Annotated in this window: 11 protein-coding genes; all 11 read left to right on the forward strand. The window is 73.3% G+C overall.

Annotated elements, in window-relative coordinates:
• Positions 1–10 precede the first annotated feature (10 nt).
• Positions 11–937 carry an FKBP-type peptidyl-prolyl cis-trans isomerase gene (locus AOM03_RS01610; RefSeq protein ID WP_062377617.1) on the forward strand — a complete coding sequence of 309 codons (927 nt, stop codon included), beginning with the start codon at positions 11–13 and terminating at the stop codon, positions 935–937.
• Between the two features lies 1 nt (position 938).
• Positions 939–1,709, forward strand: a complete 771-nt coding sequence (hisF, locus tag AOM03_RS01615) for an imidazole glycerol phosphate synthase subunit HisF (protein WP_062377619.1) — start codon at positions 939–941, stop codon at positions 1,707–1,709.
• Positions 1,706–3,568 carry an ABC transporter ATP-binding protein gene (locus AOM03_RS01620; RefSeq protein ID WP_062377622.1) on the forward strand — a complete coding sequence of 621 codons (1,863 nt, stop codon included), beginning with the start codon at positions 1,706–1,708 and terminating at the stop codon, positions 3,566–3,568. Before hisF ends, AOM03_RS01620 begins: the two co-directional genes overlap by 4 nt.
• Positions 3,565–5,334, forward strand: a complete 1,770-nt coding sequence (locus AOM03_RS01625; RefSeq protein WP_062377624.1) for an ABC transporter ATP-binding protein — start codon at positions 3,565–3,567, stop codon at positions 5,332–5,334. Before AOM03_RS01620 ends, AOM03_RS01625 begins: the two co-directional genes overlap by 4 nt.
• Positions 5,335–5,491: 157 nt before the next feature.
• A complete protein-coding gene (gene hisI, locus AOM03_RS01630) occupies positions 5,492–5,851 on the forward strand; it encodes a phosphoribosyl-AMP cyclohydrolase (RefSeq protein WP_062377627.1) in 360 nt (119 codons plus the stop codon).
• The gene (locus AOM03_RS01635) at positions 5,848–7,389 is read left to right on the forward strand and encodes an anthranilate synthase component I (RefSeq protein WP_062377629.1); all 1,542 of its coding nucleotides are present in this window, start codon (positions 5,848–5,850) and stop codon (positions 7,387–7,389) included. The genes hisI and AOM03_RS01635 overlap by 4 nt, the downstream gene beginning before the upstream one ends.
• Positions 7,390–7,496: 107 nt before the next feature.
• Positions 7,497–7,733 carry an HGxxPAAW family protein gene (locus tag AOM03_RS01640; protein WP_062377630.1) on the forward strand — a complete coding sequence of 79 codons (237 nt, stop codon included), beginning with the start codon at positions 7,497–7,499 and terminating at the stop codon, positions 7,731–7,733.
• A gap of 62 nt (positions 7,734–7,795) precedes the next feature.
• A complete protein-coding gene (gene trpC, locus AOM03_RS01645) occupies positions 7,796–8,605 on the forward strand; it encodes an indole-3-glycerol phosphate synthase TrpC (protein WP_062379087.1) in 810 nt (269 codons plus the stop codon).
• Entirely contained in the window at positions 8,602–9,807 is a 1,206-nt protein-coding gene (trpB, locus tag AOM03_RS01650; protein WP_062377632.1) for a tryptophan synthase subunit beta, read from the forward strand. Before trpC ends, trpB begins: the two co-directional genes overlap by 4 nt.
• Positions 9,804–10,598, forward strand: coding sequence for a tryptophan synthase subunit alpha (gene trpA, locus AOM03_RS01655; RefSeq protein WP_062377635.1), 795 nt, complete (start codon positions 9,804–9,806; stop codon positions 10,596–10,598). Before trpB ends, trpA begins: the two co-directional genes overlap by 4 nt.
• On the forward strand, positions 10,595–11,575 hold the full coding sequence (gene lgt, locus AOM03_RS01660) for a prolipoprotein diacylglyceryl transferase (RefSeq protein WP_062377637.1): 981 nt from the start codon (positions 10,595–10,597) through the stop codon (positions 11,573–11,575). The genes trpA and lgt overlap by 4 nt, the downstream gene beginning before the upstream one ends.
• The last annotated feature ends 19 nt before the right edge of the window (positions 11,576–11,594 follow it).

An 11,594-nucleotide genomic window follows, 5' to 3' on the forward strand; every position in this document is an offset into this window, starting at 1 on the left:
GAAGGAGACCATGCGCCGCCTCGTCACGCCCGCGCTCGCCCTCGCGGCGCTCGTCGCGCTGCCCGCCCTGACCGCCTGCTCGGCGACCGCGCCCGACGCGGACGCCAGCGCGAGCCCCGCGGCCACGATCGACGACATCGTCATCACCAACTCGGACACCCTCGCACCCGCGCTCGAGCTGCCCGCGGGCGCCGAGTTCGCGGCCGAGGCGGCCAAGGTCGTGTGGGACGGCGACGGGCAGCGCCTGCAGGAGGGCCAGCCGCTGCTGCTCGACATCTACGGCGAGTCGCTCACGGGCGGCACGCCGGTCATCAACACGTACGACGGGCTGCCGCGCTCGTTCCTCATGACGGAGGACATGGTGGGCGAGGCCATGTACGCGGCGCTCCACGACCTGCGGGTGGGGGCGCGCGTCCTGGTGGTCGCGCCCCACAGCGACGAGTCCGGCGAGGACTCGATCGCGATGGTCGTCGACGTGCTGCCCGTGACCACGACCGGCACGGAGCTCGAGCCCGACCCGGGCCTGCCCACCGTGACGCGCGACGCGACCGGCGAGCCGTCGATCGACCTGGGCGAGCGCACCGACGCGCCCGCGGACCTCACCGTCGCGACCCTGATCGAGGGCCGGGGCCCGCAGGTGCGCGAGGACTCCTATCTCACCGTCAACTACACGGCGGTGTACTGGGCGGACGGCTCCGACGGCGAGGCAGAATGGAGCCGCGGCGACGTGTTCGAGTCGTCGTGGCCGCTGGAGAAGGCCCCGTTCCAGTTCCAGCTGGGACAGGGCCGGGTCATCCGCGGCTGGGAGGAGGGCCTGCTCGACCAGACGGCGGGCTCCCAGGTGCTCATGGTGGTGCCCACGTCGTACGGGTACGCCACCAAGGGCACGCTCGTGTTCGTCGTCGACATTCTCGACGTGTGGAATCCGGAGGTGTGACATGGGCGTGTCCGTCCGTCTGATCCCGTGCCTGGACGTCGACGCGGGACGCGTCGTCAAGGGCGTGAACTTCGAGAACCTGCGAGACGCCGGGGACCCCGTCGAGCTCGCCTCCACGTACGGCGCCGCCGGCGCCGACGAGCTCACCTTCCTGGACGTCACCGCCTCGTCCGGCGACCGCGAGACCACCTACGACGTGGTGCGCCGCACCGCCGAGCAGGTCTTCGTGCCCCTCACCGTGGGCGGCGGCGTGCGCACCCCGGACGACGTGGACCGGCTCCTGCGTGCGGGCGCGGACAAGGTGGGCGTCAACACGGCCGCGATCGCGCGGCCCGAGCTCATCTCCGACATCGCCCGCCGCTTCGGCAACCAGGTGCTCGTGCTGTCCGTGGACGCGCGGCGCTGCCAGGACGGCACCACCACCGAGTCGGGCTTCGAGGTCACCACCCACGGCGGCCGCCGTGGCACCGGCATCGACGCGGTCGAGTGGGCGCGCCGCGGGGCGCAGCTGGGCGCCGGCGAGATCCTGCTCAACTCCATGGACGCCGACGGCACCACCGACGGCTTCGACCTCGAGATGCTGGGACGCGTGCGCGACGTGGTCTCCGTGCCGCTGATCGCCTCGGGCGGGGCCGGCACCGTCGAGCACTTCGTCGAGGCGGCCAAGGCGGGGGCCGATGCGGTGCTCGCCGCGTCCGTGTTCCACTTCCAGACGCTGACGATCGGCGAGGTCAAGGACGCGATGCGCGCCGCCGGGATCGAGGTCAGGTGACCCGGCGCGACGACTACGCGCTGTCGGGGAGCTTCACCCGCAAGTCCGCCCAGCTCATCGGGCAGGCCATGCGGACCGAGCCGGTGAGGTTCTGGACCGCGATCGGCTTCGCCGCGGTGTTCTCCATCTCCACCGTGGTCTTCGGCACGCTGCTGGGCGAGATCACGGACGACGTGGTGATCCCCGGCGTCGCCGGCGACCCGCTGGGCGGCGTGTGGGGCGAGCTGTCGCAGGACCCGCGCACCGCGATCCTGTGGGCGGGCGCGGCGTTCCTGGGCATCGGCGTCATCAACGCGGTCCTGGTGGGCGCGCGCCGCATCGCCCAGGGCTACGGCGTCGCCGGCGTGGGCGCGCACCACCGCAGGACGGTGGCCGATGCGCTGGCCTCCCTGCCGCTCGGCTGGCACCGGGCCAACCCGTCCGGGCGCCTCCTGTCCGCGATGTCGTCCGACTCCGAGACGGCGACCGCGCCCCTGTACCCGTTCGCCTTCACGGTGGGCGCGTTCGTCATGATGTTCGCCGCCGGCTTCTCCATGTGGCGCATGGACCCGTGGCTCGCCGTCACCGGCCTCGCGGTGGTGCCCGTCATCTTCGCCATCAACGTGGTCTACGAGCGCGTCATCACGCCGCGCTGGGACCTGGGCCAGAGCCTGCGCGCCGACGTCTCGACCATCGCCCACGAGTCGTTCGAGGGCGGCACCGTGGTGAAGGCGCTGGGCGCGGAGGAGCGCGAGACGCGCCGCTTCGCGGACAAGGCCAACGCGCTGCGCGACGCGGACACGCGGGTGGGCCGCACGTCGGCGTGGTTCGAGCCCATGATGGACGTCATCGTGCCCCTGGGCGCCGTCGCGCTCATGGTCGTCGGCGCGGTGCGGGCCGAGGCCGGCGCCGTCACCGTCGGCAACGTGGTCTCCGCGATCTACCTGGTCACCCTGCTCGCCGTGCCCATCCGCGGGCTCGGCTGGGTGCTGGGGCAGATGCCGCAGGCGCTCGTGGCCTTCCGCCGCATCGGCGAGATCTCCCAGGCCGCGACCGAGGTCGACGAGCCCGGTCACCTCGACGTCCCGCGCACCGGCGCGGGGGCCATGAGCTTCGACCGCGCGGACATCGGCGCCGACGACGGCGACGGGAACCTCGCGATCATCCTGCGCGAGGTCTCGCTCGACCTCGCGCCCGGCACCGTCACGGCGCTCGTGGGCGCGACCGGCGCGGGCAAGTCGACGGTCGCGCTCGCGGCCTCGCGGCTCGCGCGCCCCACGTCCGGGCGGGTGACGCTGGACGATGCGGACCTCCAGGGGGTCGCGCAGCTCGGGGACCACGTGGCCCTGGTCCCGCAGACGGCCTTCGTGTTCGCGGGCACCGTGCGCGACAACGTCACGCTGGGCGAGGACTACTCCGACGCACGGGTGTGGGAGGCGCTGCGCGCCGCCAACGTGGTGGACGTCGTGGAGAACCTGGGCCGCGACGGCGGCAGCGGCCTCGACGCGGTGCTCGCCGAGCGCGGCATGAACCTGTCCGGCGGCCAGCGTCAGCGCATCGCGCTCGCCCGCGCCCTGGTGCGCCGCCCGCGCGTGCTCGTGCTCGATGACGCCACCAGCGCGGTGGACCCGCGGGTCGAGCGCGACATCCTCACCGGGCTGTCCGGCGACGGCGACGGCCCGACCGTCCTGATCATCGCCTACCGGTTGGCGTCGATCCTGCTGGCCGACCACATCGTCCACGTCGACCGCGGCCGCGTGATCGACGCGGGCGCCCACGCGGACCTGGTCGCGCGCGACGCGGGCTACCGCGAGCTGGTGCTCGCCTACGAGGAGGACTCGCGGCGCCAGGCCGCCGAGGAGGCGGAGCGCATCGGATGACCGAGATGACCTTCCCGCAGCTGTTCCGGCGCGGGCTCGAGCTGAGCCCCGAGTTCCGCCGCGGCCTGGGCGTGACGCTGGCGCTCGCGGCCGTGGCGGCCGCCGGCCGCGCCGCCGTGCCGTTCCTCACCCAGCGCATCACCGACTTCGGCCTGCTCGCGCCCGACGGCGTCGACGTGCGCTTCGTGGTCGAGCACGCCCTCATGGGCTCGGTGGTGCTCGTCCTCGCCGCGATCGTCGCGTGGCGCGTGCGCGCCCGCATGGTCACCGCCGCGGAGGCGGGCCTCGCGACGCTGCGCATCCGCGCGTTCGGCAAGGTGCACGAGCTGTCCGTGCTCACCCAGAACGAGGAGCAGCGCGGCCGCTACGTCTCCCGGGTGACCGGCGACGTCGAGACCATGCGCGACCTCATGCAGTGGACCGGCGCGGCGATGGTCATCTCCGCGCTCGAGTCCGCGGTGGTGTTCTCCGTGATGCTCGCGTACTCCTGGCAGCTGTCGCTGCTGGTGCTGCTCGCCTTCGTGCCGATGGTCGGGTCGCTGCTGTGGATCCAGCCGCGCGTCCGCAAGGCCTTCCAGGGGGTGCGCCAGCGCATGGCGGACCTGCTGGGCCGCACCTCCGAGCAGATCGTCGGCGTGTCGACCATCCGCTCCTACGGCGTCCAGGAGCGCATGCGCTCCCGGCTGCGGGCGGACATCGACGGCATCCTCGCCGCGGAGAAGAAGGCCTCCGTGCTGGCCTCCCTCAACTTCTCCTCGACGGTGGTGGGGCAGTCGCTCGCCACGGGCCTCGCGCTCATCGGCGGCACCTACCTCGCGCTCGACGGCCGCGTGTCCGTGGGCACCGTGGTGGCGTTCGCGTTCCTGGTGCACATGTTCTCCGGGCCGCTCATGTGGATCATCGAGATGCTCGCGGAGATGCAGCGCGCGATCGTGGGCTGGCGACGCGTGGTCGAGCTGGTCGACCAGGAGGTCACCGTCGCGGACCCGGCAGCGTCCGGCACCCCCATCCCGCACGGCCGCGGCGACCTCGCGGTGTCCGGGGTGCGGCTCACGTATCCCGGCGGCCCGGAGGTGCTCAAGGGCATCGACCTCGACCTGCCCGCCGGCCGGCGCCTCGCCCTCGTGGGCCAGACCGGCTCGGGCAAGACCTCGCTCGCGCGCCTGCTGTCGCGCTTCTTCGACCCGACCGACGGCACCGTCCGCGTGGGCGGCGTGGACCTGCGCGAGGTCCCCATGTCCTCGCTGCGCCGGTCCGTGGCCGTCGTGCCGCAGGAGGGCTTCCTCTTCGACGGCACCATCGTGTCCAACCTGTCGTACGCGCTTCCCGACTCCTCGCCCGAGGACCTGCGGGCCCGCGCGGGCGCGGCCTTCGAGTCGCTGGGCCTCGACGGCTGGATCGACACCCTGCCCGAGGGCCTCGACACCCCGGTGGGCCCCCGCGGCGAGCTGCTGAGCGCGGGGGAGCGGCAGCTGGTCTCCATCGCGCGGGCCTACCTGCGCGACCCGGACCTGCTCATCCTCGACGAGGCGACCTCCGCCGTGGACCCCGCCACAGAGGTGCGCATCTCCCGCGCCCTCGAGTCGCTCATGCAGGGTCGCACCGCCGTGGTCATCGCCCACCGCCTGTCCACCGCCGAGCGCGCCGACGTCATCGGCGTCATGGAGCAGGGCGAGCTGGTCGAGGTGGGCCCGCACCGCGAGCTGGTCGAGGCCGGCGGCATCTACGCCAGGCTGCACGAGGCCTGGGTGGCCCAGACCCGGTAGTCCCCTCCGGACACTCCGCACGGATGGGCGGGCGACACGCCGTGGCCGGGCCCCGCATCGGCCCGCATCACCGGCGCGTCGCATCCGAATCCGTGCGCAGTGTCCAACCGGCCGTCCCCAGGGGAGCGTCCCGGGCGCACCGTGGGAGGATGAGCGCATGCCCTTGGACCCGCAGATCTCCGCGCGCCTCAAGCGCGACAGCAACGGCCTCGTCTGCGCGGTGGTGCAGCAGCACGACACGCGCGAGGTGCTCATGGTGGCGTGGATGAACGACGACGCCCTGCACGAGACGCTGACGACCGGCCGCGCCGTCTACTGGAGCCGCTCGCGACAGGAGCTGTGGCGCAAGGGCGACACCTCGGGCAACACCCAGCGCGTCGTCCGCGTCAGCCTCGACTGCGACGCCGACGCGCTCCTGCTCGAGGTCGACCAGCAGGGCCCCGCGTGCCACACCGGCACGCGCACCTGCTTCGAGGCCGGCGGGGACCTGGGCGCCGTGCCGGGGGAGACCCGGTGACCCGCGCCGAGGTCCAGTGGGGCCAGACCTGGCCCGACTTCGACGGCTTCGCGGCGCTCGCCGCCACCCACCGCGTGGTGCCCGTGGTGCGCCGCCTGCTCGCCGACTCGCTCACGCCGGTGGCCGTCTACCGCGCGCTGGGCCAGGAGCGGCCGGGCACCTTCATCCTGGAGTCCGCGGAGCCGGACGGCACCCGCGCCCGATTCTCCTTCGTGGGCGTGCGCTCGCGCGCGATGCTCACCGTCGACGGCGACGAGGCGCGCTGGTCCGGCGACGTGCCCGTGGGTCTCGCGGACGGCGCCCCGCTCGACGTCATCGCCCACGCGCTGCGGGAGCTCGCCTCCGAGCCCATCGAGGGCCTGCCGCCGCTGACCGGCGGCCTCGTGGGTGTCATGGGCTGGGACATCATCCGCCAGTGGGAGCCCACGCTGCCGGCCAAGGCCCCGCGCGAGATCGACGTGCCCGACGTGCTGCTCCTGCTCGCCACGGACCTGGCCGTGTTCGACCACCGCGACGGGTCGGTGTGGCTCATCGCCAACGCGGTCAACGTGGACGCCCAGGACTCGGGCAAGGAGGGCGCCTACGCGGACGCCGTCGCGCGCCTCGACGCGATGCAGCGCGAGCTCGAGTCCGCCCCCGCGGGTGCGGTGTCCGTGCTGGGCGACCACGACGAGCCGGCCGTGGTGCAGCGCAGCGCGCCGGGGGAGTACGAGAAGGCGGTCGACTTCGCCAAGGAGGCCATCCGCGACGGCGAGGTGTTCCAGATGGTGCCCTCGCAGCGCTTCGACCTCGACTGCGACGCGAGCCCGCTCGACATCTACCGGGTGCTGCGCACGCTCAACCCGAGCCCCTACATGTACTGCTTCCAGCTGAAGGACGACCAGGGCCGCGAGTTCGCGGTCGTGGGCTCGAGCCCCGAGTCGCTGTGCACGGTGAAGGACGGCCGGGTCTCGACGTTCCCCATCGCGGGCTCGCGCCCGCGCGGGGCGACGGTCGCGGAGGACCTCGCGCTCGAGGAGGACCTCCTCGCGGACCCCAAGGAGATCGCCGAGCACGTCATGCTGGTCGACCTCGCCCGCAACGACCTGGTGAAGGTGTGCGCGCCCACCTCGGTCGAGGTGGCGCAGTTCATGGCCGTCAACCGCTACTCGCACATCATGCACATCTGCTCCACGGTGCTGGGCGAGCTCGAGGAGCCGCACGGCGCCCTCGACGCCTTCACCGCGGTGTTCCCCGCCGGCACGCTGTCGGGCGCGCCCAAGCCGCGCGCGATCCAGCTCATCGACGAGATCGAGCCGACCCGCCGCGCGTTCTACGGCGGCGCCGTGGGCTACTTCGACTTCGCGGGCAACATGGACATGGCGATCGCCATCCGCACCGCGCTGCTCGAGGGCGGCAAGGCGCACGTGCAGGCCGGCGCGGGCATCGTCGCGGACTCCGTCCCGGAGAACGAGGCGGCGGAGACCCGCCACAAGGCGGCCGCGATGATCCGCGCGATCTCGACGGCATCGCGCCTGGTCAAGTCCTCGGAGGGGTAGCGCCCGCGGCCACGACGGCGGAAGGCGACGCCCCCGCGAAGGAGGCCCCGCATCGGCCCGGGACCACCCCTACACTGGCGGCACGTCCCCGTCCCCAAGGAGTCGCCATGTCGTCCGTCAACCTCGAGCCCGAGGACCTTCCCGACGTCGCCCCGCACAACCACGGCCGCACGCGCGCGGCGTGGGTCACCAACGTCGGCCTGGTCATCGCCGCGGTGCTCGTGTCCATCGGCATCGGCTGGACGGTGTGGCCCGTCGTGTGGGTGGGCGTGGGCGTCGCGGTCGTGTCCCTCGTGGTCGGCGCGGTGATGCGCGCGCTGGGCCACGGCCAGCCCCTCAGGTAGCGCCCGCGTGACGGGAGCGCCCGTGCGCCCGCGTTACGATTGTCCGCATGGGTGAGGGTGGATTGACCGTTCTGGACGCTATCGTCGCGGGAGTGCGCGAGGATCTCGCGGTCCGCCAGGAGGCCGTCTCGATGGACGCGCTCAAGGAGCGCGCCGCCGCCATTCCGGCGGCCATCGACGCGCGCCGGATCCTTGCGGGCGACGCGATCTCCATCATCGCGGAGGTGAAGCGGTCGAGCCCCTCGAAGGGGGAGCTGGCGGAGATCTCCGACCCCGCGCTGCTCGCCACCGAGTACGCCGCCGGCGGCGCCTCCGTCATCTCCGTCCTGACCGAGCAGCGCCGCTTCCACGGCTCGCTCGAGGACCTCGACAACGTGCGCGCCAAGGTGGACATCCCCATCCTGCGCAAGGACTTCATCGTCACCCCGTACCAGGTGTGGGAGGCGCGCGCCCACGGCGCGGACGTGGTCCTGCTCATCGTCGCCGCGCTCGAGCAGCTCGCGCTCGAGAGCCTCATCGAGCGGGTGCACTCCCTGGGCATGACCGCCCTGGTCGAGGTGCACGACGAGGAGGAGGTGATGCGCGCCGCCGACGCGGGCGCCACCGTCATCGGCGTCAACGCCCGCAACCTGCGCACCCTCGAGGTGGACCGCGGCACGTTCTCGCGCATCGCGCCCTCGATCCCGGACGGGATCCTGCGCATCGCGGAGTCCGGCATCCGCGACAGCCACGACGTGGTCGAGTACGCCCGCATGGGTGCCGACGCGGTGCTCGTGGGCGAGGCGCTCGTGAAGGACAGCGACCCCCGCGCGACCGTCGCCGCCATGGTCGCGGCCGGCGCCCACCCCGCGCTGCGGTCGGTGCGCCCGTGACCGAGTCGCTGCAGGCCGCGCCGGGCCCCTACTTCGGCGACTTCGGCGGCACGTTCGTCCCCGAGGCCCTCATGGCGGCCCTCGACGAGCTCTCCGACGCGTACGACAAGGCGCGCATCGACCCCGAGTTCACGCGCGAGCTCGACCGACTGGCCCGCGACTACACGGGCCGCCCGTCGATCGTCACCGAGGTGCCCCGCTTCGCCGCCCACGCCGGCGGCGCGCGCGTCATCCTCAAGCGCGAGGACCTCAACCACACCGGCTCGCACAAGATCAACAACGTGCTGGGCCAGGCGCTGCTGACCAAGCGCATCGGCAAGACCCGCGTCATCGCGGAGACGGGCGCGGGCCAGCACGGCGTCGCCTCCGCCACCGCGGCCGCGCTCATGGGCCTCGAGTGCACGGTGTACATGGGCGAGGAGGACACCCGCCGCCAGGCGCTCAACGTCGCCCGCATGCGCCTGCTGGGCGCGGAGGTCATCCCCGTCACCACGGGCTCGCGCACCCTCAAGGACGCGATCAACGAGGCGTACCGCGACTGGGTCGCGAACGTCGAGACCACCAACTACCTGTTCGGCACCGCGGCCGGCCCCCACCCGTTCCCCGCGATGGTGCGCGACTTCCAGCGCGTGATCGGCGTCGAGGCGCGCGCCCAGCTGCTCGAGCTGGGCGGCCTGCCCGACGCCGTGGTCGCGTGCGTGGGCGGCGGCTCCAACGCGATCGGCGTCTTCGACGCCTTCCTGGACGATGCCTCGGTCCGGCTGATCGGCTGCGAGGCGGCCGGGCACGGGGTCGAGACGGGCGAGCACGCCGCGACACTGACGGCCGGCCGGCCGGGCGTGCTGCACGGCTCGCGCTCGTACATCCTGCAGGACCAGGACGGCCAGACCATCGAGTCGACGTCGATCTCCGCGGGCCTCGACTACCCGGGCGTGGGCCCCGAGCACGCGTTCCTGCACTCGATCGGCCGCGCCGAGTACCGCCCCATCACGGACGCGCAGGCGATGGACGCCTTCCGCCTGCTGTGCCGCACGGAGGGCATCCTGCCCGCGATCGAGTCCGCGCACGCCCTCGCCGGCGCGCTGGACCTGGGCCGCGAGCTGGGGCCCGACGCCACGATCCTGGTGAACCTCTCCGGGCGCGGCGACAAGGACGTCGAGACCGCCGCGCGCTGGTTCGACCTGCTGGAGGAGGACGCGTGAGCCTTGTGACCGCCCGGCTCGACGAGGCCGCGGCGGCGGGCCGCGCCGCGCTCATCGGGTACCTGCCCGTCGGCTATCCCGACGTGGAGACCTCGGCCCGCGCCATGGTCGCCATGGTCGAGGAGGGCTGCGACCTCATCGAGGTGGGCATGCCGTACTCCGACCCGGTCCTCGACGGGCCCACCATTCAGCAGGCCGCGGAGGCCGCCCTGCGCGGCGGCGTGCGGGTCTCGGACGTCTTCACCGCGGTCCGCGCCGTGGCCGACGCGGGCGCGCCCGCCGTGGTCATGAGCTACTACAACCCGATGCTCCAGTACGGTCTCGAGCGCTTCGCGGCGGACCTCGCGGCCGCCGGCGGCGCGGGCGTCATCCTGCCGGACCTCACCCCCGAGGTCGCGGGCGACTGGCTCGCCGCGGCGAAGGCCCACGGCCTCGACAGCATCTTCCTCACCGCGCTGTCCTCGACGCCGGAGCGACTGCACATCACCGCGGCCGCCTCGTCGGGCTTCGTCTATGCCGCCTCGATCATGGGCACCACCGGCGGCACGCCGGTGAGCGACGCCGCCGAGCGCCTCGTGGCCGACACGCGCGCCGCGGGCGCCGCCCGCGTGTGCGTGGGCCTGGGCATCACGACGGGGGAGCAGGCCCGCAAGGTGGGCGCCTACGCCGATGGCGTGATCGTCGGCTCGGCGTTCGTGCGTCAGCTGCTCGACCACGAGGGCGAGGCCGGCATCGAGGCGCTGCGCGCCAAGACCCGCGAGCTCGCCTCCGGGGTGCGGTCCGCCCGATGAGGACGTCCATCCCGAGCCCCCCGGTCGAATGGAGCCAGATCCACCTGGGGCCGCTCACCATCCACGTCTACGCGCTGTGCATCCTCGCGGGCATCTTCGCGGCCCTGTGGCTCACGGCCCGGCGCTGGAAGGAGCGCGGCGGCGACCCCGAGAAGGTCATGGACGTCGCCTTCTGGGCGATCCCCTTCGGCATCGTCGGCGGCCGCCTCTACCACGTCATCTCCACGCCCGGCCCGTACTTCGGCGAGGGCGGCGACCCGCTGGCCGCCCTGCGCATCTGGGAGGGCGGCCTGGGCATCTGGGGTGCGGTCGCCCTGGGCGCCTTCGGCGCCTGGCTGGGCGCGCGCCGCGCCGGTGTGAGCTTCCCCACGTTCGCCGATGCGGTGGCGCCGGGCGTCCTGCTCGCCCAGGCGATCGGTCGCCTGGGCAACTACTTCAACCAGGAGCTCTTCGGCGCGCCGACGACGCTGCCGTGGGCGCTCGAGATCGAGCCCGCCTTCCGTCCCGAGGGCTACGAGCAGTTCGCGACCTTCCACCCCACCTTCCTCTACGAGATGGTGTGGAACCTCGCGGGCGTCGCGCTCCTCCTGTGGCTCGACCGGAAGTACGACCTGCGCGGCGGGCGCACCTTCTGGCTCTACGTCATCGTCTACGTGTCCGGCCGGCTGTGGATCGAGGCCGTGCGCATCGACACGGCCGTGCACGTGCTGGGCCTGCGCATCAACATCTGGGTGTCGATCGCGGTCCTCGCGGGCGCTATCGTGGCCTTCATCGTGCTCGGCCGACTCCAGGCCCGCATACCCGCGGAGGAACGACCCGACCGGTCGCGCCTGGCGGCCGCCGAGACCGACGACCCGAGCGAGGCGACCCCGCGCGAGGGCGCGGACGACGACGCGGCCACCCCCGCATCGTCCCCGGGCACCGCCGATGGGCGTGCCCAGACCGAGGACGGTACCGAGCCCGACGAGGGCCGCTGAGCGGCGCTTTCACCCGTGT

It is taken from the genome of Demequina pelophila, from assembly GCF_000971175.1.
Lineage (GTDB): Bacteria > Actinomycetota > Actinomycetes > Actinomycetales > Demequinaceae > Demequina > Demequina pelophila.